Source organism: uncultured Jannaschia sp., from assembly GCF_947494025.1.
GTDB lineage: Bacteria > Pseudomonadota > Alphaproteobacteria > Rhodobacterales > Rhodobacteraceae > Jannaschia.
Window position 1 is genome coordinate 1 of the sequence record NZ_CANLTQ010000025.1, and the last position, 21,135, is coordinate 21,135.

General features: G+C 66.5%; 24 protein-coding genes and 6 pseudogenes. 10 read left to right on the forward strand and 20 right to left on the reverse strand.

The features are described 5' to 3' along the window. Positions 1 to 118: 118 nt before the first annotated feature. The 3 genes and pseudogenes from Q1B08_RS17315 to Q1B08_RS17320 all read right to left on the reverse strand — a co-directional run. Entirely contained in the window at positions 119 to 565 is a 447-nt protein-coding gene (locus Q1B08_RS17315; RefSeq protein WP_299821660.1) for an ATP-binding protein, read from the reverse strand. A 64-nt stretch (positions 566 to 629) separates the two neighbouring features. Beyond that, positions 630 to 917, reverse strand: a pseudogene (locus Q1B08_RS22100) (ATP-binding protein); the annotation flags it as partial. After that, positions 917 to 1,390 (reverse strand): annotated as a pseudogene (locus tag Q1B08_RS17320) (IS21 family transposase); the annotation flags it as partial. The pseudogenes Q1B08_RS22100 and Q1B08_RS17320, both read right to left, overlap by 1 nt. Before the next feature lie 145 nt (positions 1,391 to 1,535). Here Q1B08_RS17320 and Q1B08_RS17325 point away from each other — a divergent pair. The 6 genes from Q1B08_RS17325 to Q1B08_RS17350 all read left to right on the forward strand — a co-directional run bounded on the left by Q1B08_RS17325 (position 1,536) and on the right by Q1B08_RS17350 (position 7,062). Then, on the forward strand, positions 1,536 to 1,886 hold the full coding sequence (locus Q1B08_RS17325; RefSeq protein WP_299821662.1) for an MbcA/ParS/Xre antitoxin family protein: 351 nt from the start codon (positions 1,536 to 1,538) through the stop codon (positions 1,884 to 1,886). Then, positions 1,883 to 2,410, forward strand: a complete 528-nt coding sequence (locus Q1B08_RS17330) for an RES domain-containing protein (protein WP_299821664.1) — start codon at positions 1,883 to 1,885, stop codon at positions 2,408 to 2,410. Before Q1B08_RS17325 ends, Q1B08_RS17330 begins: the two co-directional genes overlap by 4 nt. A 411-nt stretch (positions 2,411 to 2,821) precedes the next feature. Next, the gene (locus Q1B08_RS17335; protein WP_299821666.1) at positions 2,822 to 3,934 is read left to right on the forward strand and encodes an ABC transporter permease; all 1,113 of its coding nucleotides are present in this window, start codon (positions 2,822 to 2,824) and stop codon (positions 3,932 to 3,934) included. Further along, on the forward strand, positions 3,931 to 4,719 hold the full coding sequence (locus tag Q1B08_RS17340; protein ID WP_299821668.1) for an ABC transporter ATP-binding protein: 789 nt from the start codon (positions 3,931 to 3,933) through the stop codon (positions 4,717 to 4,719). The genes Q1B08_RS17335 and Q1B08_RS17340 overlap by 4 nt, the downstream gene beginning before the upstream one ends. Beyond that, complete coding sequence (locus tag Q1B08_RS17345; RefSeq protein WP_299821670.1) at positions 4,719 to 6,434, forward strand: MlaD family protein; 1,716 nt, start codon at positions 4,719 to 4,721, stop codon at positions 6,432 to 6,434. Before Q1B08_RS17340 ends, Q1B08_RS17345 begins: the two co-directional genes overlap by 1 nt. Position 6,435: 1 nt before the next feature. Then, positions 6,436 to 7,062 carry an ABC-type transport auxiliary lipoprotein family protein gene (locus tag Q1B08_RS17350; protein ID WP_299821673.1) on the forward strand — a complete coding sequence of 209 codons (627 nt, stop codon included), beginning with the start codon at positions 6,436 to 6,438 and terminating at the stop codon, positions 7,060 to 7,062. Between the two features lie 51 nt (positions 7,063 to 7,113). Here Q1B08_RS17350 and Q1B08_RS17355 read toward each other — a convergent pair. The 4 genes and pseudogenes from Q1B08_RS17355 to Q1B08_RS17370 all read right to left on the reverse strand — a co-directional run. Beyond that, positions 7,114 to 7,335: pseudogene (locus Q1B08_RS17355) on the reverse strand (transposase); the annotation flags it as partial. 185 nt (positions 7,336 to 7,520) lie between these two features. After that, positions 7,521 to 8,693: pseudogene (locus tag Q1B08_RS17360) on the reverse strand (DDE-type integrase/transposase/recombinase). A 586-nt stretch (positions 8,694 to 9,279) separates the two neighbouring features. After that, positions 9,280 to 9,573, reverse strand: a pseudogene (locus tag Q1B08_RS17365) (2Fe-2S iron-sulfur cluster-binding protein); the annotation flags it as partial. A gap of 58 nt (positions 9,574 to 9,631) precedes the next feature. After that, positions 9,632 to 10,996: a selenium-binding family protein gene (locus tag Q1B08_RS17370; RefSeq protein ID WP_299821677.1), complete on the reverse strand. Its 1,365-nt coding sequence runs from the start codon at positions 10,994 to 10,996 to the stop codon at positions 9,632 to 9,634. A 537-nt stretch (positions 10,997 to 11,533) separates the two neighbouring features. Between Q1B08_RS17370 and Q1B08_RS17375 the strand changes: the two are divergent. The 4 genes and pseudogenes from Q1B08_RS17375 to Q1B08_RS17390 all read left to right on the forward strand — a co-directional run. After that, a pseudogene (locus tag Q1B08_RS17375) lies at positions 11,534 to 11,671 on the forward strand (recombinase family protein); the annotation flags it as partial. 44 nt (positions 11,672 to 11,715) lie between these two features. Beyond that, positions 11,716 to 11,988: a helix-turn-helix domain-containing protein gene (locus Q1B08_RS17380; protein WP_299821679.1), complete on the forward strand. Its 273-nt coding sequence runs from the start codon at positions 11,716 to 11,718 to the stop codon at positions 11,986 to 11,988. Between the two features lie 63 nt (positions 11,989 to 12,051). After that, positions 12,052 to 12,423 (forward strand): zincin-like metallopeptidase domain-containing protein, encoded by a 372-nt coding sequence (locus tag Q1B08_RS17385; RefSeq protein WP_299821682.1) that lies wholly within the window; start codon positions 12,052 to 12,054, stop codon positions 12,421 to 12,423. A 103-nt stretch (positions 12,424 to 12,526) separates the two neighbouring features. After that, a complete protein-coding gene (locus Q1B08_RS17390; RefSeq protein WP_299821684.1) occupies positions 12,527 to 13,024 on the forward strand; it encodes a ferritin-like domain-containing protein in 498 nt (165 codons plus the stop codon). 332 nt (positions 13,025 to 13,356) lie between these two features. Here the strand turns inward: Q1B08_RS17390 and Q1B08_RS17395 are convergent, their stop codons facing one another. The 13 genes from Q1B08_RS17395 to Q1B08_RS17455 all read right to left on the reverse strand — a co-directional run bounded on the left by Q1B08_RS17395 (position 13,357) and on the right by Q1B08_RS17455 (position 20,906). After that, on the reverse strand, positions 13,357 to 13,617 hold the full coding sequence (locus tag Q1B08_RS17395) for a hypothetical protein (protein WP_299821686.1): 261 nt from the start codon (positions 13,615 to 13,617) through the stop codon (positions 13,357 to 13,359). 65 nt (positions 13,618 to 13,682) lie between these two features. Continuing rightward, positions 13,683 to 14,006, reverse strand: coding sequence for an IS66 family insertion sequence element accessory protein TnpB (gene tnpB / locus Q1B08_RS17400; protein WP_299821688.1), 324 nt, complete (start codon positions 14,004 to 14,006; stop codon positions 13,683 to 13,685). A gap of 610 nt (positions 14,007 to 14,616) precedes the next feature. Beyond that, positions 14,617 to 16,776 (reverse strand): ParB/RepB/Spo0J family partition protein, encoded by a 2,160-nt coding sequence (locus tag Q1B08_RS17405; RefSeq protein ID WP_299821690.1) that lies wholly within the window; start codon positions 16,774 to 16,776, stop codon positions 14,617 to 14,619. Positions 16,777 to 16,894: 118 nt separating this feature from the next. After that, the gene (locus Q1B08_RS17410) at positions 16,895 to 17,281 is read right to left on the reverse strand and encodes a DUF3768 domain-containing protein (RefSeq protein ID WP_299821692.1); all 387 of its coding nucleotides are present in this window, start codon (positions 17,279 to 17,281) and stop codon (positions 16,895 to 16,897) included. Between the two features lie 104 nt (positions 17,282 to 17,385). Then, positions 17,386 to 17,688, reverse strand: a complete 303-nt coding sequence (locus Q1B08_RS17415) for a hypothetical protein (protein WP_299821694.1) — start codon at positions 17,686 to 17,688, stop codon at positions 17,386 to 17,388. After that, entirely contained in the window at positions 17,685 to 17,975 is a 291-nt protein-coding gene (locus Q1B08_RS17420; protein ID WP_299821696.1) for a hypothetical protein, read from the reverse strand. The genes Q1B08_RS17415 and Q1B08_RS17420 overlap by 4 nt, the downstream gene beginning before the upstream one ends. Before the next feature lie 86 nt (positions 17,976 to 18,061). Beyond that, positions 18,062 to 18,358, reverse strand: a complete 297-nt coding sequence (locus Q1B08_RS17425; protein ID WP_299821698.1) for a hypothetical protein — start codon at positions 18,356 to 18,358, stop codon at positions 18,062 to 18,064. A 91-nt stretch (positions 18,359 to 18,449) separates the two neighbouring features. Then, positions 18,450 to 18,671, reverse strand: coding sequence for a hypothetical protein (locus tag Q1B08_RS17430; RefSeq protein WP_299821700.1), 222 nt, complete (start codon positions 18,669 to 18,671; stop codon positions 18,450 to 18,452). Positions 18,672 to 18,772: 101 nt separating this feature from the next. After that, a complete protein-coding gene (locus tag Q1B08_RS17435) occupies positions 18,773 to 18,898 on the reverse strand; it encodes a hypothetical protein (protein WP_299821702.1) in 126 nt (41 codons plus the stop codon). After that, positions 18,895 to 20,049, reverse strand: a complete 1,155-nt coding sequence (locus tag Q1B08_RS17440; protein ID WP_299821704.1) for a zincin-like metallopeptidase domain-containing protein — start codon at positions 20,047 to 20,049, stop codon at positions 18,895 to 18,897. Before Q1B08_RS17440 ends, Q1B08_RS17435 begins: the two co-directional genes overlap by 4 nt. Before the next feature lie 80 nt (positions 20,050 to 20,129). Further along, positions 20,130 to 20,447: a hypothetical protein gene (locus Q1B08_RS17445; protein ID WP_299821707.1), complete on the reverse strand. Its 318-nt coding sequence runs from the start codon at positions 20,445 to 20,447 to the stop codon at positions 20,130 to 20,132. Beyond that, the gene (locus Q1B08_RS17450; RefSeq protein ID WP_299821709.1) at positions 20,444 to 20,692 is read right to left on the reverse strand and encodes a hypothetical protein; all 249 of its coding nucleotides are present in this window, start codon (positions 20,690 to 20,692) and stop codon (positions 20,444 to 20,446) included. Before Q1B08_RS17450 ends, Q1B08_RS17445 begins: the two co-directional genes overlap by 4 nt. Positions 20,693 to 20,777: 85 nt before the next feature. Next, positions 20,778 to 20,906, reverse strand: a complete 129-nt coding sequence (locus tag Q1B08_RS17455; RefSeq protein WP_299654228.1) for a hypothetical protein — start codon at positions 20,904 to 20,906, stop codon at positions 20,778 to 20,780. Positions 20,907 to 21,135 lie beyond the last annotated feature (229 nt).

Sequence of the window (21,135 nt, forward strand, 5' to 3'; positions counted from 1 at the left end):
AGCCTCCGACCGGCGCGTGCGTGATGACGCGCGCGATTTTGAGCTTGACGGTCAAAGCCCCATTACCGAAGCGACATTCGGATCTGGCCCGGGGGCGACACGAAGAATTGGCCCACCTTCAGGTTGATACTATTGCGGGTTCAGGCGCCGCAGCGGGCTTTTGCGAAAGCCCGCTGCGGCGCTTCTCGCGGAGGCGGTAGCTGTCGCCGCGGATGGCGACGACGTGGGAGTGGTGGAGCAGCCGATCGAGGATCGCCGTTGCGACGACGGCATCGCCGAAGACTGTCCCCCATTCACCGACGGCGCGGTTCGAAGTGATCAGCATCGCGCCTCGCTCGTAGCGTCGGGAGACGAGTTGGAAGAACAGATGCGCGGCGTCGGGCTCGAGCGGCAGGTAGCCCAGTTCGTCCACGATCAGCAGCTTCGGTTTTGCGTAATGCGTCAGCCGCTCTTCGAGGCGGTTCTCGGTCTGCGCCTTTGCCAGGTTCGCCACCAGTTCCATCGCTCCGGTGAAGAGCACCGTATATCCGGCGACGATCGCCTCGCGGCCGAGCGCGACGGCCAAGTGCGTCTTGCCCCACGCCGGGAGGGCCCAGCAGCAAAAGCGCATCGCCGTTGGCGATGAAGCGCCCCGTCGCAAGGTCCCGGATCTGCGCACGGTCGATCGAGGGTTGGGCGGCGAAGTCGAAGCCCGTGATGTTCCGCACGAACGGAAACTTTGCCAACCCGAAGCTCATGTCGATGCGGCGCTGGTCTTTGCGGGCGATCTCGCGCTCGCATAAAAATGCCAGCGCATCGCGCAGCGTCATCTCCCCTCGCACGGCCTCGTCCAGAAGACTGTCGAGCTGATCGCGCATGGCCGTCAGCTTCAGCCGCGTGAGCATCCGGTCGAGGTCTTCCTGCGTATGTGCGTTCATCACCAAGCCCCTCCGGCGACAGCCTCATACTCGGCGAGGGGGCGCAGCAGCGACGGCATCTCGATCGGTGCCTCGATCACGTCGGTGGGTGTCCTGACGCGACCCGCTGCACCCGCGACCCCGACGAAGTGGGCATGGTCGATAATCCGCCCACGCTGTCCGGCACTGCGCCGATGGCAGGCGACCTCCACCCCGGCATGGGTGACGCACACTGCCTCGGCCGTGACCATCACGCGGACCCGCTCGCCGATCAGCCGCCAGGGAACCGAATAGGCATTGGTATCCATCTTCACCGCGCAGTCGGGTCCGACGCGCCGGGTCAGTTCGCGCGCTGCCATGAACGAGCCGCAGTGCGGGAGGGGCTTCAGCTTGCCCATCTCGTCGCGTGCAAAGCGCAGACCCGGTGCCTCGCCGGTCGTGCCATGGACCCGCTGATCGGCGATCTCTCTGGTCCACTGCGCCAGATGCGCCTCCATCGCCGCTAAGCTTGGCGTTAGCTGAAGTACCGTCTGGCGGGTGCTGCGGCCACTGCCACCAAGGGTCGGACAACCTTTTGAATGTTGAATACACTTCAGATGACGGTATATACTGTCTTTATCTGCGGAATGTGAGGATTTAATGCCCCTTGCCGACTATGCCGACCAAGGTCTCTTCGCTCCGGCCAAGATTGCCGTTGCTTGGCGCACCACCGGCGCGGAGGTCGCTTCAAGCGCCGGCCTGGGTCGAGACGCGGTGCAGCGGCGTGAGCGTGTTGCCTCTGACCGGGTGCAGAGCCGGCTTAGGCAAATGGTCGAAATCGTCAACAAGGTCGAGCCGCGCTTCGGCTCGGCGTTGATGGCCTATGCTTGGTACCGCTCCGAGCCGCTGCCGGGCCTCGGCGGGCGCACGGCGATGCAGATGGTGCGCGAAGGCCGGGCCGACGCGGTGCTCGACCTAATCGACGCGGTGGATGCCGGCATCCACGTGTGACGTCCCCCACCCTGCCGCCTGCCGTCGCCTTTGGTGGCCTTCTTTACCGAGCCCTGAACCCCGTCTATGCTCGTGAGCCCCTGTCTGGGGAAGGCGCCCGCCGCCATGGGGGGCGGTTCAATACGCGTGGCACTCCGGCCCTCTATCTTGCGCTCTCACCCGCCACCGCACTGCGCGAGGCGAACCAAGTCGGCATGCTGCAGCCGACCACGCTCGTCGCCTACCGTGCCGACCTTGCCGGTCTGCTTGACGGCCGCGATGCCGCGGTGCTCGCATCCCTGGGCACGACGTCCGGCGACCTTGCCGATCCTGACTGGCGCCATCGCATGCTGACAGGCGCGCCGGTACCGACGCAGGACCTTGCTCTGCGGCTGACCGCATCGGGCCATGCAGGGCTGATCGTTCCCTCCTACGCGCGCGGCGCGACTGCGCGGGACGTCAACCTCGTGCTTTGGCGCTGGAACACTGGCCGCGGTGATGCACTCGAAGTGGTGGACGACGAAGGAAGGCTGGGGTCGCTTTGAACGGTCGGGGCTGGGGCGGACTTGGCGATAGAACGACCGAAGCCTTTTATCAGCAGGCCTCATGACGAAGATTGAGAGAAGGGGGCGCAGGGGCGTTGTTGTATAAATACGCTCAACCTAGTGAAATCACTGTGCTATTGCCGATTTAGTCTCGGCAAGAAATTCCATCTTCTTAATAACTTACCTTAGTTTATGTAACAACGCCCATTCGGGTGGGCTTGGGCGAGGTCGGCCGCTTCCCTCGCAAGAGGCGGCGCAGCGCGGCCGCCGGGGGGAGGAGGGGACGGGCGCGGTCGTCCCGACCGTCAATCCGTTTCCATTCCGAGTCGCGACGACATACGGAGTCCTTGCCGCGAACGGGAGGGCACGAAGCGCCAAGGCGGAATCGTCCCGTCAGACGGGGGAGTTGGCATGGCGGATCAGGACCGGGAGGCACGGACGGCGCCTGCCCTAGAGCTGCGCGACGGGTGCGCCGTGCTGTCCGGGGATTTGCTGATCGGGACGGTCGCGGCCCTCCCGCGCGAGCCGGTGGACGCGCGATCCGTCGACGTATCCGGGGTCGGGCGCCTGGACACCGCCGGGGCGTGGTTCGTGCTCGACCTGGCTCGTCGGACGGGGGCGGATAGCGGGGCGATCTCGGGTGCCGGCGAGGCGCAGGCCCTGCTGCTCGAGATTGTGCGCAACAGCATGCCGGATGCCCCGCCCGCGCCCGCCGCCTTGTCCTCGCTCGTCGACCGGCTCGCGGATGTCGGCCGCTGGACGCATGGCGGCTGCCGTGTCGCGGTTGAGATGACCGGGTTCCTCGGTCAGGTCGTGGCGGCGCTCGCCGGCCTCTTCGTACGGCCCGGACGGCTGCGCCTGACGTCGCTCGTCCACCACATGCAGGAAGTGGGCTGGAACGCGATCCCCATCGTCGCGTTGATGGCGTTCCTGATCGGCGTGGTGCTCGCGTTCCAAGGCTCGTCGCAGCTGCGCCAGTTCGGGGCCGAAGTCTTCGTCGTCGAGCTGATCGCCATCGCCGTGCTGCGCGAGCTCGGCATCCTGCTCACGGCGATCATCGTCGCGGGGCGCTCGGGCTCGGCGTTCACCGCGGCCATCGGATCGATGAAGATGCGCGAGGAGATCGCGGCCATGCGTACGCTCGGGCTCGATCCCATCCAGCTCCTCGTGGTGCCGCGGGTACTAGCGCTGATCGTCATGCTGCCGATTTTGGGCTTCATAGCCGACGTCTCGGGCCTCGTCGGGGGGGCGATCATGTCCTGGATCGAGCTCGGGGTCTCGCCGGTCGTGTTCCAGTCGCGGCTCGTCGCCAATGTCGACCTGTGGCAGTTCGCGGTGGGCATCATCAAGGCGCCGTTCTTCGCGCTTATTATCGGGGTGATCGGCTGCTACGAGGGGTTGAAGGTCGGCGGCGACGCGGAATCGCTGGGCCGGCTGACCTCCACCTCGGTCGTGGTGGCGATTTTCATGGTCATCGTCGCGGACGCGCTATTCTCGGTCTTCTTCGCACTGGTGGGGATATGACGGCGGGGGCCGGGCCAATCATCCGGGTGCGGGGGCTGGCCAAGTCCTTCGGCAATCATGCCGTGCATGAGGGACTCGACCTCGACGTGCGGCGCGGCGAGATCATCGGCATCGTCGGCGGCTCGGGCACTGGCAAGTCGGTCCTGCTGCAGCAGATCGTCGGCCTCGTGAAGCCCGACGCAGGCCGGATCGAGGTGTTCGACCAGAGCGTGCGCGACACCTCGCAGGCGGACTACCGCGCGCTCCGCCGCCGCTGGGGCGTGATGTTCCAGGACGGCGCGCTGTTCTCCTCGCTCACCGTGCGCGAGAATGTCGAAGCGCCGATGCGCGAGCAGCTCAACCTGCCCGACGGCCTGCGCGAGACGCTGGCGGGTATCAAGGTGCGAATGGTAGGCCTGTCCGACAGCGCGCAGGACAAGCATCCCTCCGACCTGTCGGGCGGCATGCGCAAGCGGGCGGGGCTGGCGCGGGCTATCGCGCTCGACCCCGAGATCGTGTTCCTCGACGAGCCGACGGCCGGGCTCGACCCGATCGGGGCGGCGGCCTTCGACACGCTGATCGGGCGGCTCCGGACGGCCTTGGGGCTGACGGTGTTCATGGTTACGCACGATTTGGATTCCCTGCACGCGATCTGCGACCGGGTCGCGGTGCTGGCCGAGAAAAAGGTACTCACGGTGGGGACGATGGCCGAGATGATGGATGTGGATCATCCCTGGGTGCGCGAGTACTTTGACGGGCCCCGCGCCCGCGCCGCGCAAGCCGGGGCCGGCGGACAGGGGGCCTGATGGAAACGCGCGCGAACTTCGTCCTGATCGGCGCCTTCACGCTGGCGGGGATCCTCGGGGCGATCGGCTTTGCGATCTGGCTCGCCAATGCCCGGCTCGACCAGGAATACGCCTATTACGGCATCCTGTTCGACGACGTGACAGGCCTCGACGCGTCCGGGGACGTGCGCTTCAATGGTATAGGCGTGGGCCAGGTGATCGAGCGCCGCATCTTCGAGCCCGATCCCAGCCAGGTCTTCGTACGCATAGAGATCGACGCTTCGACGCCCGTGCGCAAGAACACCGTAGCCCAGCTCAGCTCTTCGGGCGTGACGGGCGTGTCCTACATCTCGCTGTCGAACTCCCGCGCCGAGGCGCCGCCCCTGACGGCGCCGGCGGGCGAAATCCCGATCATCCGGTCGCGGGCCTCCACGATCCAGCAGCTCGTTGAGGGCGCTCCCGACCTCGTCGCGGAGGCGACGGCGCTTCTGGAGCAGTTCCGTAAGATCGCGGGGCCGGAGAATCAGCGCTACATCGCCGGCATCCTTGGCAACCTGGAGGCGGCGTCCGATGGGCTAGAGCAGGCGCTGGCGAACTTCTCCGGTATCACCGGCACGGTCGCGAACGCGGCGGCGCAGATCGACGGCTTCGCTGAGCGGATCGACGCGATCGGCGAGGCCACGCAGGCCACACTCGCTAACGCCGACGCGGCGCTTGACGCCGCGACGGGGGCCTTCGACGCGGCGCAGGAGACGCTCGAGGGCTCGGGCGAGGCAATCGACAGCGCTGGCGCGGCCTTCGCGCAGGCGGAGGCACTGATGACGGGCGAGGTGCCTGCCATCGTGGCGCGGGCCCGCGACACCGCCGCGGCGCTCGACGCCGCCGTGACGGACGTGGCAGCGCGGACAGGCTCGGCACTCGACGGCTTTGGGCGGACGGCCAACCTGCTCAACGCGCGGCTTGCCGAGCTCGAGGTCACGCTGTCGGAGGCGGAGACAGCCTTCGCCGCCGTTACGGAAGCCTCCGACAGCTTCGACGCCCTGGTCGACGGCGACGGCACGCTTCTGGTGGCCGAGGCACGGGCCGTGCTGTCGAGCGCCGGGGACACATTCGCCACAATCGAGGAAATCGTGGATCGCGACGTTCCGGCCGTCGTCGCCGATGTCCGCACCGCCGCCGCTGTCGCCTCGGACGCGGTCGACCGGGTCGCGGCGGACGTCAGCGCCGCGACCGGGCGGCTCGATCCGCTGGCGAGCGACGCGCAGGAGGCGCTGCGTTCGGCAGCCGGCCTTTTCGAGCGCGCGCAGACCACGCTCGACGGGCTCGACGGGACGCTGGCTGCCGCCGACGCGACGCTTCGCTCGGCGGACGGTGCCTTCGGGGCGGCGACCGACATGCTCTCGACCGATCTCGACCCCCTCCTGACCGATCTGCGCGACGCCTCGCAGCGCATCCGCGTGGCCGCCGAGCAAGTGTCGGACGACTTACCAGCCGTCTCCTCCGACCTGCGCGGGCTGATCGAACGGGCCGACGCGGTGGTGGCGCAGGTGCAGTCCGTCGTCGGCGAGGCCGCGCCCGGCATCCGGGCGTTCACTGGTAGCGGCCTCAACGAGCTGACTGGCCTGAGCGCGGAGGCGCGCACGCTGGTCCAGTCGCTCGAACAGCTCATCCGCCGCATCGGCAACGATCCGGCGCGCTTCATCCTCGACGACCGCGTCCCTGAATACCGGAGGTGACATGACCGACCTCGCCACCCTGACCCGCCGAGCGGCCCTGCTCGGGATCGCTGCCAGCCTGGGCGGGTGCAGTGCGTTGTCCTCTCTCAACGCCGCAGCGACCCCCTTGGCGACCTTCGACCTGCTCCCTGTGCCCGGCCCCGCATCCGGACCGCAATCCGGACGCACGATCCTCGTTGCGCGCCCCGGCACGCCCGCCGCCATCACCACCGACCGCATCGTCATCAAGCCGAACCCGCTAAGCATCGCCTACCTTCCCGAAGGAAGGTGGCCCGAGGAGCTCCCGTCGGTGCTCCAGTCGCTCCTCGTGCGCTCGATCTCGGGCACTGGACGTGTCGCCTATGTCGGGCCCGTCGAGGGCGGGCCGGTCCCCGACATCGTGCTCCTGTCGCGGGTCGACGCGTTCCAGGCGGAGACGGCGGCCGCGGGCGTCGAGGTGGTGGTAGATCTGGAGATGACGCTGCTCAACGACCGCGACCAGCGAGTGATTGCCTCGCGCGGCTTCGGGCGACGCGTACGCGCGTCGGGCGACGTGGCGGCCGCCGTCGTCCCCGCCTTTCAAGCGGCGCTCGACGCCGTCCTGCCTGAGATCGCCGACTGGGTGGTGGCCGTCACAGTCCGCGGTTGACGGTCACGTCCGTCAAGATGGTGGAAATCGGGAGGTGGCCTGGTGTCATGATCAGGCGGCTTCGGTTGAGATGCTGAGGATGGGGTCTTGCTCCACGGCGTCGATGCGGGCGAAGGCGTCGACCATCATGTAGCGGTTCTGGGTTTGCCACTCGTCATTCTGTTCGAGGAGCACGGCGCCGATCAGGCGGGTGATGGAGGCCTCGTTGGGGAAGATGCCCACGACATCCGCGCGCCGCTTCACTTCCTTGTTCAGCCGCTCGATGGAGTTGGTAACCGGTATGAGGATCTCGGTGCCGATGTTAGGCTGGGTTCTTTGGAACCCGGTATATGCTGCGAGCATCCGGGACGGAGGCACTGGGAGCACGAAGGCGCGGACAGGCCGATGCACACGATGAGCTGCGAGCTCGTGTTAGTAGCTGGTGTACCGGTCCACGGTTTTGAGACAGGAAACTGGGCTTAAGCGGCCTCTCTGTTGGTCACGGTTTGCTCTTCTCTGATGGCCCCGAGCGGACGGTGACCGTGCCGCTCGATCAGCCAGCCCTCGTTGTAAGTCCGCTGGAAGACGAGCAGCGCCTGGCGCAGCTCCTCGATCGTCTCGAACCAGCGCACCCGGAGGAGGTTCTTCTTCAGCGTTCGGCGCAGCCGTTTCCTTCCGGGGCGCGCACGAAAGCCGGGGAGCTCTCGGCTCCGAGGAAGCGGAGTTCGCGCTGGAAGTCGCGGCTCATATACTGGCTACCGTGGTCGTGGCGGATCTTGAGGCCCGTCGCGACGTCCTTGCCGAACGCGCCGAAGCTGCGGCGAACGCCCTGCCAGACCGGCTCCAGCGCCTCGTGGCGAGTGGCGGCGGCGCTGGCGTGGATGCCCATGCACTCCGCCGAGCAGTGGTCGACGGCGATGAATGCGGCGGCCTGGCCTTCGCCGGTAGCAATGCTCGTCATATCGGTCCCCACATCTCGTCCACGCGCAGGGTGGTGATGGTGCCGTCATGCGCACGCGGCCCCCTCGGCGATCCCACGCGCTGATGCGCCAGCAGGTGGTGCTCACGCATCACGCGCAGCACACGGCGCGGACTGGTCCGGACCCCGGCATACCGCAGCCGCGCCCAGACCTTGCGATACCCTTCGCCGTGAAACGGGCTGTCGGCGAGCAGCGTGCGAATGCGCTCCGCCAGATCGGCGTCGGACATCGCCCCGCGTGGACCTCGGCGCCGACCCGGAGCGTCCGGCCGGTTCGCGGCGCTCAGATGCCGGTGCAGCGTCGCGCGGCCGACGCGCCAGTACAGGCAGAGCCGGGCCAGACCGTAGCGGCGCTTCACGGAGATCGACCAGGTCTGGCTCATCGCTTCGATCTCCGCGGCCGAAAAGGGGTACCGGCCTCCAGCCGATCGATCCTGGTCTCGAGCAGTTCGTTGGCCATCGTCATCTCGCCGATCTTTTCCCGCATCGCCTTCAGGTCTCGATCCCGATCGTCATCGGGCCGGCTCTTCAGCGACGCCGCGCCGCCTTCCAGAAAGCTGCCGCGCCACGCGCTCGGATCCGCGGCAGTGGTGCCGACCTCGCGGCCGACCACCTCCGGATCCTCGCCGCGCAAGACCCGCAGTACAGCCTCCTGTTTCTTCTTCGCCGACATGCGCCGCTGACGCGGCGCGGCGGGCGTGGCCCCGCCAGCGTGATGAGCGCGCTCCGGCAAACCCGCCCTGGTGCTCCGATCGTCCGTCATGGCTCCTCCTCGATGGAGCCGCTTTCACCCAAATCGTCGTCTCGGGAAAACCGTACACCGGGCGATATCCTGCTTCCTGTCCATTCGCCTAACTCCACGGTTGGTTTTGCAACTCCATGGAATATCAGAATGGACCGCTCCTGCCGGGGCCGGCCCCGGCAGGAGCACGCAGCGCCATCGCCAGATGAATTTCCAGACGTGAGGTTAGTACCGTCGTAACTGGCGATGCTTCCACGATACCTATCCTATTGAAGCAGTCACTGGCGCATCCGCGGCGACCCGTTGAACCCGCACCGCGACGCGGACGGTAGCGAGCGTGCCGATGAAGCTCAGCGCGCTGTCCGCAAGGGATGCCCTAATGAGAAAGATGGGTGCGACAAGCAGCACGACGATGCACCACTCCTGCCCGCACAGACGCCGTTACCAGGCTACAACGTCATCTTCCACGCGCCCGCGCGAACCGGCCGGCGACGATGGTGTTGGCAAACGGATTGACGTAGAGCTTGTCGTGACTTTCGATGCCGACGTCGAAGACGCAGTCCTCGTTCGGGCGGGCGACGCAGAGCAATACGTAGCCCTCTTCGGACTGGCGCCTGTTCAGTGCCGTGCCCCTTGGCTGGCGGACCGAACCCGAAATCATCCTAGCGGCACATGTGATGCAGCCGCCGTACCGGCAGGCGATCGGCAGGACATGGCCCGCCGCTTCGACCACGTCGATGATCGCCTCGTCTTCGCCGACCTCAAAGGACAATCCGCCGCGATTTCGAAGCGTCACCTTGTGCCTGCGCATCTCTTCTCCTTCCGTTTAGCCTCCGGCCCGGTGGGACCGGGATGCTTGGGGAGAACGGTCAGACCCAGATGTCGGACGAACAGTCCCCGCCCGGATAACGCGTTTCATGCGCCCGCGCGGGCCCGTGCGGTTCCTCGTTGAAATCGACGATAAAATCGTTACGGATCTTCATGCCGCCGTTTTCGTTATCGCAATCCACGATCAGCATGACGCCGCCCTTTTCCTTCATCGACGGATAGAACTGGTTGTCCCAGGTCGAGAAGAGCGATGTCGTGACATAGAGCCGTTTCCCGTCGAGCGACAGCTGGATCATTTGGGGCGCGCCATCGACGCTCCTGCCGTTCACCTCGTGCGCCTTGCCTAACAATCCGCCGATCCAGACCTGACCGGTCATCCTGGGATTGGCCGGGTCGGAGATGTCGTACTGACGCAGATCGCCGTGCAGCCAGTTCGAAAAGTAAAGATACCTGTCATCCATCGACACCAGGATATCGGTGATGAGGCTCGGCAAAGGGACGGGGAAACCTTCCACATCCGCGGGTGGCACATCGATGACCTTGTTGACCTCAATCTTTCCGTTGTCCTTGTGGTAGTGAAAGATGTTCGAAGCCAAGGCCGCCCCGACAAAGCCATGGGTGCTGTCTGGATCATGGTGAAAACGGGCTTCCAGTGGGATCATCCCTTCCTCGCCCAAGTCGATGGATTGTTCCACCTTGCGGTTCTCGAAATCCCAGAAATGGATGTGCCGGCCGTATTTGCCCCGCGCCACGTCTTCGAGGTCGAACCCCGGCATGAAGGTGTTGGGCGATCCCCATTCGGTCGAGATCATCATGTTGTGGCGGGGCTGATACCAGAAGTCGTAGTTGTACCTCATCTCGCCCAGGTCTTTTTCCCAGCGCCCGATGATGTTGAAATCCTTGTCCAGATGAAGAAAACCGCCGGGACCGTTGCCATCGGCATCGCCCAGCATCGACACGATGATGTCCGCACCCAGGCAATGCACGGTGTGCGGGGCCGACAGGTTGGTCTTGGCCTTGATTTCCTTGCCGTCGATGGTCTTGAACAATGTCGGCTTGCGCGGATCGGTGGCGGTATCGACGATGTAGAAATTCGTGGTGCGCACGCCCGGAATGATCAGGTATTTGCGTTCCATGCTGCCATCGGTGTTACACGACGAACACGCATTCCAACCCATATGATGAAGCTCATCCCCCACGACCGGCATTTCGGTCCGGTGGATCACCTCTCCATAGCTGGGGCTGCCCTCGTCGACGTCGATGGTGGCTAGATAATCCGGTTTCTCGACTCCGGTGCCGGTATAGATGCAGATCGTGTAGACAACTTTTTCGCGTGGCGCTTTGATGGCCTCCTGCGGCGAAGCATAGCCCGGGCCTGCGCAGCACTTACCGTTGTTTTCGGTCATGTCGTTCCTCCTCTAATGTCGACGTGGTGAACGGGCTCCTTGTTCTCGAATTGGTTTCAGCGGCAAGACATCGATTTTATAGATTCAGGTCATGCTGCAAAGCTGGATTACAGAGCTGATCTCGACGGCGATCTGTTTTTTGTTCTTCCTCACCGAGCTTGCGATTAGATCGGACCGGACCGCTCAAAGCGTGTTCCAGCCCATGCCCCGATGGAGGAGGCGCTTAGCGTGTCCCCGTCGGCGCGGCTCAGGTCGCCTGCGAGCCAAGCATCCTCCGCCTCGGGCTCCCCTCGCCCGCGATGACGGGTATCCCTCCGACGTCACGCCGTATGGGCGTGACGCTACATCGGCTTCTGCCCCGGCCACAAGCGCCGCATAGGGCGATCCGGGGCCATCACTACGCGAACATGATCCAAGCGCAGTAGGCATAACGGCTCCGCCGATATCGCCAACGTTGCGTAACCATTCGTTCCGAAAGTCCAGACATGACCGAGGCCGAGGATCTGCAAGTCACTGTAAAACTGGGGCTTCGCGCGGCTCGTCGACCGGTTCGAGGCCCGGGACACGCTGGTGGTCACGAAGATGGACCGGCTCGGGCGCGACGTGATCGACGTGATGGCGACGATCGCGCGGCTCGCCGGTCCGGGTGAAGAGCCTCGACGTGGGCGACGCTGACCTGACGATGGCCAGAAGCAACTTGGCAATGCGCTGCGGGGCGGATGACGACACACATTTTGAACGTGGTCGCGCAGTTCGAGCGGGAATTGCTCGTCGAGCGGACCAAGGCGGGGATCGACCGGGTCAAGGCTGAAGGCAAGCGCCTCGGCCGACCGCCGGCCCTCGATCCGAAGCGCCGGGCCGAGATCGGGGCCGGACTGGAGAAGGGTGAGACGATCTCCGCCCTAGCGCGACGGTTCAAGACCAGCCGTCAGACCGTGCAGCGCATCCGCGACGGGCATGGCGTGGTGAACGCACGGTCCGAGGAGGTCTGAGCCATCTGCAATCTGTACTCCTCGACGAAGGACCAGGCCGCGATCCGCGAGATCGCCGGGGCGATGGCGGACCACACCGGCAACCTGTCCTCCCTGCCCGCGATCTTTCCCGACCAAGCCGCTCCGATCGTACTAGAAGGGCAGAACGGCCGCGAGCTGGTGACGATGCGATGGGGAATGCCGTCGCCCGCCTTCGCGCTGGAGACCCGCAAGACCAATTCCGGCGTCACCAACGTTCGCAACTGTCAGCGCCTCGACTTCGCCGCCGACCATATCGAGAACCACGCGGCTTACATTCAAAGTTGGTTGAAGGTGCTGAAGTCGGACAGCCGGTTCCTGTTCACCGCTGCCGCCGCCGCCCACGCGCAGCGGATTGTGGATTACCTCGTTGCGGAATTCGAAGCCGGTGCGAAGGCGGTCCGTAAGGCGGCCTGATCGGCTGGAGGCGGAATCGTGTCTGCGCCCATCACCCGGGCGCGGGGAACTGCCCCCGTCCCCTGCCGTTGAGACGGCAACGGACAATGAAAGGAGGCCTTTGATGGCCATGAACTCGCTCAAGGACGTCTATCTCGACCAGCTTCAGGACATCTACAGCGCCTGCAAGCAGAGCCTTGCGGTGACCACCGAACTCGGCCGGGCCGCAAAGGACCAGCAGCTTTCCGAGGCGCTGATCGCGGGCGGACAGGGCATCTCCGAGGGTATGGACAAGATCGCCTCGCTCTGCTCCGATCACGGGATCGACCCGACGGGCGAGCACTGCAAGGGCATGGAGGGGCTGGTCAAAGAAGCCCGCTCCCATGCGCTGGAAGAGGATTTCGGCGACGACGATGCGCGCGACGCGATGATCATCACGCAGTACCAGCGCATGTGCCACTACGCGATCGCGGGCTATGGCTGCCTTGTTGCCTTCGCCAACCGGCTCGAACTCGATGGCGATGCGGCGGTGCTGAAAACCTGCCTCGACCAGAGCTACGAGGGCGATCGCCACATGACAGACATCGCCATCAAGGGCGGCATCAACGAGGCGGCAGCCTGACCCTTCCGGTCGGCGCGAACGAAGGGCTGGCGTGGTGCGCCGGCCCCTTTTCGTGCGCGTCCCGAAACGGCCGGGACCACGCGGCAGAGTAACCGCCCCACCCCGCCGTTCGGCTCTGTTGCGAAGCCCCCGCTCCGAGAGGAGATCGGGGGCTTCTTCTCGTGCGACCTCGGACCGAACGAAAAGGATGTCCCCATGTCAGATCGCACCAGACACATCGTCGCCTTCTACGAGATCGGCCTCGAGTATGGCGGATCGGAGGAAGGCTGCTGATGGTACGATTGCGGCGAGCTGCGCTGCGTCCTGTGGGTCGTACCGACCGCCGATGCGGCCTACGATCTCGCCGCCCGCGCCATGTCTGCCGGGAGCTTCTCGGAACTATTGCCGAACCGCACCCGGCGCAGCTCGGCGATCAAAAGCTCGAGCCGCGCAACGCGCTTGGCCATGTCGGCCCGGTCGCGCTCGGCGCGCAGGCGGGCCTCACGCTCCGCCCTGGTTGCCGCAGACTGCGCCTCGACCGCCGCCATGACGGGGCCTCGCAGCTCTGGCGGAAGCCGGTCGAGAAGCGCGGGATCGAGGGCGGGCGGCGACATGCCCGAAGCCTACCCGACAAGCTCGTCGCGCCCAAAAGAATGCAGGCCCTGGGAGCCGGGGTGATTCAACTCGCCGCAGCCGGCGCCCGCACGCGCCGCGCCATCGGCCGTCGCCAGTCCAGCCCGGAGAACAGTGCCTCGTATTGCGCCCTGCTGATCTGGATCACGCCGTCCGTCACCGCGGGCCAAGCGAACACGCCCTCGTCGAGCCGCTTGTAGACCATGACCAGGCCGCTGCCGTCCCACACCAGGATCTTCAACCTGTCTCCGCGCTTGGACCGGAAGACCACCGTCAGCCCTGAATGCGGGTCGAGCCCGAGCTCGTTCTGGACCGTCGCCGCCAATCCATCGTGCCCACGCCGGAAGTCGACGGGCTTCGTCGCGATCACGATCGGGAGCCGCTGATCCGGGACGATCACGCGGAAGGCCCGCCGATCGCGTCCCGCAGCCCTCGGACGACCTCCGCCAGACGTGGAAAACACCCGCTGAAGCGCTGGACGAGCTGCTAAACAAAGAGAAAGACGCCAGCGTTGCGACAACCGGTTGAGACCGCCGTTTCCAAAGCAAGGTCCTCGATCGGACGCCACCTCGACTTTAACAACGCAACGCGGCCCCATTCATCGCTCGGCGGGCAGACACCCGATCGAGCATATCTCAACCAGCCAACGCCGATTCCGGCGGCGGCATGGCCAAGGCGGAGATCCACTTAACGAGAGCCCGAAAGCTGTTCAGACAAACCGAACCGCTTTTGACGAAGACGAAGTTGATTGCGTTGAGGGCTGGACGTAGTGCCCTCCTCGGAGCCACGCGAGGTAAGGCGGCAGGTAGCGATACGCCTCGGGCTCGGCCGCCAAGCGCACCGGGAAGCAAGGCTGGCTGCGCGGGACGAAGAAGAGGCCGACGCGGATGGTGCCTATGCTGACGAAGCCGACGCCGACCAGCCCGGCAAGGTCTGGACAGATGATGTGCCGTTCGACCGACGCGTGCTGCCCGTGCGCGTTAACCCAACGGCGTGCGTGGCCCTAGATTGTCCGGCGCGATCTCGTCGATGCTCTCCGTCTCGTCGGCCTCGTCGGCCTCGTCGGTCGCGTCTTCGTCGGACAAGTCCTCGCCGTCCACGTCCATGCCCTCGGGATCGGTCTCGTCCTCCGGGTCCGCCTCGTCCGTCGCCATCCCGCGCAGCCGGTTCTTGCCGAACGCCTCGTAGGGGTTCCGAGGCGCGCCGATCTCCATGCCCGGCGGGCACCACGTCCGGGCGGCCTCGCGCTGCTCGGGGGTGAGCGTGGCGAAGGGCGCGGCGAACAGGCGCTCGAGAAAGTCGACGATCGCCGTCTTCTTCTCGCTCGCCAACCGCGCCGCCTCCTCGGGCTGGCGCAGGTCGCGGGCGATGAGGCCGAGAAGCACGCTCTTCTTCAGCCGCCCGAAGAACGCGCCGCCGGTCGGCCGCCAGACCGCGCGCAGGTCCGGCACGAGCTGGCGGGCGATATGCGCCATCAGAGTTTCGCCGTAGCCGTAGCCCGTGGGCTTCACCGCGTCGGCCAGCGCCACCGCGACGATGCGGGACTTCATCGCCGGATCGACCGCGCGGAACGCCTCGAACCGCTCGGGCATGGACTTTCCGTCCGCCCACCAATGCAGGTCGAGACCCTCGAACAGCTCCGCCAGCGTCGCGGCGGCCTGACCGTCCACCTCGTCGGGCTTGCCGTGGGGCCGGTCCGCCGCGCTCGCCGTCACCCCGAGACTGTAGGACACGTTGCCCGCCCGGCCGAGGAGGTCGGCCACAATCTTGAAGAGCAACAGATCGTGCGCGAGGTCCGGGTCGCCTGCAAGCGCGCTGCCGATCACGGCGGCCTGCTCGGTCTTGAGGTCGGCCTTCAGCGAGTCCGACAGCACCAGCGCATCGCCGTCGTCCTCGCTCCCCTCGGTTCCGCCGGTGGCGCCCGTGGACGTACCGTCGCCGCCGCCGGTTGCGGCGGGCTTGCGGTCCGTGCGGTCCTCGGGCCGCACCAGACCCTCGATCGTGACGATGCGCCCCTGGTCCCAATAGGCCAGCACGCCGGCGCGGCCGAGATCGGCTTCGGCCCAGCCCGTCGTCAGGCCCTCGTACTCCTCTTCGAGCGTCGCCAGGTCGGGGCGGTCGTCGGGGTGATCGTCGTTCCCCTCGATGTCGTCCATCGCGGCATCGCGCGCCTCGTCGATCTCGGCCAGCCGGTCGGCGATGATGCGGCAGCGCGTGGCGGCCTCGCCCGTGGGCTCGACCGCGCCGGGATAGACCCGGCCGTACTCCTGCAGCGCCTTGTAGTCCGCCGCGCGCAGGGCCTCGGCCCACGCGAAGCCCAGCCGCGCCCGCTTGGCCTCGGCATGGGCCGCGAGCTTCTCCAGCAGCAGTGTCTCGACCAGTGTCTCGTCGGTCAGGATCGAGTCCTCTTCGATGAGATCGGCCGCGATGTCGCCGCCCGCCGCGCGATACGCCTCGGCCACGAGCCGCGCCACCGCGTCGCCCATCTTCACGCCGCGGTTCCGCAGCTTGTCGCGGATGGCCCACGCAGGGAGGAAGCTCTCGCCGCGCAGCGCCTCGAACACGTCGCGCTGGACGGCCTGGTCGGGATGCTCGGCGAACGCCTTCATCGCGTCGAGCGTGATCTCCTTGGCCCGCGCGGCGGCGCGGATGTCGGGATGGACGCGGCCGAAGCGCAGCCGGTCGATGACGCGGCGCCGCTCGACGCCGAACATCCTGGCGATGCCCTCGGGATCGTGGCCGCCGGTCTCCATCATCCGCGCGAACGCCTCGAACTCGTCCAGCGGGTCCATCGCCTTCTGCGTGACGTTCTCGGCCACGGTGATCGCGGTCGCCGCCGCCACGTCTTCGCCCAGCACCCGGCAGGCCACCCTGGTCCGCTGCGTCCAGCCCTTCGCGTCCTTGTCGTTCACGAGCTGGCGCAGCGCGGCGAGACGGCGGCCGCCGGCGAGAACGCCCCAGACCTTGCCGGTCTTCTGGACGATCAGCGGATTGAGCAGGCCCAGCGTGTCGATCGAGGCCGCGAGGTTGGCGATGTCGTCGGCCTCGTAGGTCTCGGGCGAGCCCGCGCGGGCGTTCAGCGCGTGCAGCGCGAGGTCCTTCAGCGCCACGTCCATCGCGGTCAGGTCGGTCGTCGTCATGGGGTCTCTCCTGATGTGTCTTTCCCGGCCTCATGGCCGCACACGAACAAAAGCCCCCATTCCTCTTTCGAGGCGGGGGCTTCGCAGTCGGGCAGACCGGCCGGAAGGGCGTGCCGTCCTACCAGTCGGAGGGCAGCAGGATCGTCAGCACGCGATAGGTCCGGGCCGGGTCGTCCGGGGCCTCGGAGCCGTATTTCAGGTCCGATCCGTCGTAGAAGTCCAGCTTGAACCAGACCGTCGTGCCCTCGACCTCGACCGCGCCGAAGTCGTGGAAGCCGTCCGGGTCGTTGTCGGCCGGGAAGTCCGTCACCCGCCCGATGGCGGCGAGACTGGCCTGGACGAATGGCATCCCTTTCGCATGGATCGCCTGCGTTGCGACGAGTTGACCCATCAGGACCGGATCGCCGGGCGCGTAGGGAATGGCGAGGCAGGCGTTGCGGCGGAAGGCGTCGTTCTGTTCGGCCACGCGGGCGGGCTCAGTGACGTACTCGGCGGTATCGGTCATGGTCTCTCTCCTATGTCTGGGGACCACGACGAAAAGGCGCCGCCTCCAATCTCTCGAAGACGGCGCTCTCGTCGACGTCGGGCCGGTAAGGCGGCCGGTCTGGCTCAACCCATGAGCCTCTCGTCGTTCCAGTCACCATCGGCATCGACGGCGCGGACCTCGACGTCGGGATGCTTTGTGTCGATCGCGCCGACGTCGATCTCCGCGTGGAGCGGCAGATCGCACGTCGTCCCGTCCGTCCAGGTGATGAAACAGGTGTCGTACTTGACCCCAAGGCCCCTGACGTCGGCCCATGTCCGACCTTCGGGCAGGTCGATCACGTCGGCGGCGGAGCAGCTGTAGGTCACGGCGATGCCGATGCGGCGGATCGCGGTGCCCGGGGCAGCGGGCATGGCCAGGTCGGTCATGCCGTGCGCTCCTCGGAAGCGAGGACTTTGTGGAAGGGCGTGACGGCGGCCCATGCCCGGTAGCCGCGCGGCGCCCGGCCCGACATGATCGAGGTCGAGACGGCGGCGGGCATCCGGCCTGCGTCGCGCAGGCGGCACATCATCCGGTGGACGGCGTTGCGGATGTCTCCGAGGTCGTTGGTCTCGATGGTCTCGGACGGCATGGCGCAGCCGCCGAGGGCCAGGACGACTTGGAATCCGCCATGCTCCTCTTTGGCGGCGTAGCTCTCGATCTTGATGACGGGCATGGTCTCTCTCCTTCTGCTGGGGACCACGACGAACAAGGCCGCCTCTGCCCTTTCGGGCGGGAGGCTCCGGCAGGCCGGGCGGCGGCTTACTCGTAGCGCGGCTGGGTCTCGGGGAAGGCGCGCGGCGCGGTGTCTTCGAAAACGCAGGCCGAATACCGTCCGCCCGAGTAGATGACGGACCCGACATCGCGCTTGCCCCGTTGGAGCCGGTCCATCAGCCGATTGGCGCGGGCGGCGAGATCGTAGGCCGCATCCGCGGTCGGCACGACCCGCAGGACGCGGGCGAGCTCGCCGCAATCATACCACCAGCCGCCTTCTTCCGGGCCGCCATATGTGCGGTCCATCTCGTAGAGGGCGACGACGTGCCGGATGCGGTCTGGCATGAGGGGGTATCCTTTCCGGTCAGCTCGGGCCTGAACGAGACGAAGCCCCCACTCCCTCTCGGGCGGGGGCTTCGGGCCGGGGCAGGCCGGTCTAGTGGATCGTGACGGTCTCCGCGTAGCTATCGCCGAACACCGCCGTCCATTCCTCGGCGGTGATGCCCGTCATCACGAACTCGCGGTCCGCGTCCGACAGATGCGGTGCCGCGTCTTGGATCAGCTCGCCCCCGTCCCATGCCGCGAGCTGCGCGGGCGTCAGGTCGATCTCGCGGGTATGTTCCACGCCGGTCAGCCTGAAGATGCGGGTGATCTTCATGGTGTCGTCCTTTCCGTCCGGTCCAAATCCAAACGAAAGGAAGCCCCCTTCACCTCTCGATGCGAGAGCCTCGCGTCTTGGTCGGGTGGTAGGTGGGGCGGTTACTCGGCGGGGCGCCCGCGCCGGTCGTCGCGCTCGAGTTGTGCCCGCGACCACCGGGCATAGAGTGCGCCCGCAATGCCGAGAGCCAGGCCGCCGCCTACGATGATGATCGTCTCGATGGTCATTTGTCGATCTCCACTTGGCTGACAATGTAATGGGCAAGGCCGTGCAAGGCCAGCGCGCCGACAAGATAGATCAGGCTGTTCAGGTCCAGGCTGACGGTGGCATCGACGATCGGGCGGACGACACCGAGCGCAATGAACGCGAAGCCGATGGCGTTGATGCTGGACCCGAGCAGCTTGACGCGCTCGTTGTGGCCACCGACCGGATCACGCTGCCTCATGGATCGCCCCTTCGCCTTCGTGCCGGCTTCCGATGCAGCGACGAGAAAGTCTACTGCCCGTTGCGCGTGGGCAGCCGCGGTGAACAGGAACCGGGTGTCGGTCTTCAGTACCTTGATCCACGACGAGATGTAGGCCGCGTGATTGTCGATGTGATCGGCATAGAACCCCATGCGCTGACCCATCAGCGCCTCACTTACGCACACACACAGCTCCTCCTTCGAATAAGCCTCGTTGCCGAAGCTGGAGACGCCGAAGCTGCGATCGAGCCGCTCCTTTGTTTTCGTCCAGTGGCCAAGCTCATGAAATAGCGTTGAATAATACGATCCGGCGCTCTCGAAGCGTGCCAGCGGCGGCATGTGGATGCGGTCGAGCGAGGGGATGAAACAGGCTCGGTCGCCGCCCACGACGACATCCGCGTCGATCGCGTCGAAAAACGCCTGCGCCTCGGGGATCGGCGCGGGACCGTCGCTCGGATCGCCCTCGGGTTCGGGATGGTACGACGCGTCGAGCCCGTCGATCTGGCTGACGTGGAACACGCGGTAGGACTTCAGGAAGCGGTAGCTGCCGCCACCGTCGCGCCCCTCGTCGCCATCACCGGCGTCACCACCCGCATCGCTCCCTTCCGCGCCGCGTTTTCTGGCGGTGCCATAGTACACGACAATGGAAGAGCGGCTCCCCTTTTTGATACTCGCGTCCAGGGCCTTCGCCTGAGCAAACGTCATCCAGTAGGGCGAGCTGTAGCCCATCATCGTCGCGCGCAGGCCCAGCAGGAAGGCGTTGATACCCTGGTACCGCTCGCCGTTGTGGCGCAGCGGCACGCCGCCGCCCGCGATCTTCCAGGGCTGCCGCCAGGGCATCGTGCCCTTCTCCAAGAGGGCGATGATCTCGTTCGTAATCTCCGTGGCGGGATCGAGTTTCTGCGTCGTGGCCATCGGTCCGGGTCCTTTCTCCGGGGTGAAAATCCACCACGAAAAAAGGCCCCCTCGCCCTCTCGGGACCGGGAGCCTTCGGATCAGCCGGACGGGGGGAGATTGCCGCCCACGCCCGCCGCGCGCAGCCGTGTCACGCGGTTTGACAGCGCCACGATGATCGGCGTCTGCGGAGCCGCGCCTCGCGCGCCCCGGTGGGGCCGCTCGAACCCGGTCGCGTAATGGTGCGGCGGCCCTTTCAGGACTGCGAGGACGTGATCGAGGAGTTGCATGTCCATCTCGACGTCGATCTCGTCCACCGGGAAGACCCGCATGTGCCGGGCCTCCGCAGCATATCTCGCCGCAGAAATACGGCGACGCCGGATCTCGAAGGCCATCGCCAGCCAGTCCGCGATCGTCATGGCAGGGCGGCCGCGCAGGTTTCGGCGGCCTCGATCTGCCAACGGCCGAGATCGTCGTCGAAACGGATCGTCGCGTCGGCGCCGTGCTGCGCGACGAAGACATGATCCGCCGCCATGCGACGGGACAGGTGCAGGTCGGCGGCGCGATGGCCGCTCGGTCGTTTGCACCACGCGCCGGCCGTGGCGCGACAATCGCCGCAGGGCACGGCGAGGACAGGGTGCTTGTAGGCTGTGAAGTCGGGCATGAGGGCCTCCATTCTGCTTGGCGCCGCAGCGCCGGATGCGGTATGGGTGCCGCAGCCCCGCGAGGGGCTGCGGCGGGGGCTGTCGTCAGACGGTCCCGTGCTGGAGGAGGAAGGCGCGGGCGATCTTGCTGGACAGGCCGCCCTTCCTCAGCAGCGCCCAAGCCTCGGGCCGGCGCGCTGCGATGAAGTCATCGAAGGTCTTCAGTGTTCTCACCTCCTTTCCGGTTCGTGGTGGGGTCCCGTCGGGGCGTCTTGATGCGCCCTTGAGCCTGCTCGACAGGCTCGGCCTCGGCCGGGGCTGGGACGCCGCCCGGCCGGTCCGGTGTGTCGCGGTCGGGATCGTGGATCGGCCTCGCCGTGGCGCACCGTCCCCGTCTCTTCCTCCCGGACACTCATCCCGAAAGAAGCCCTCTTTCCCTCTCTCGCGGGACGGGCACAGCCAG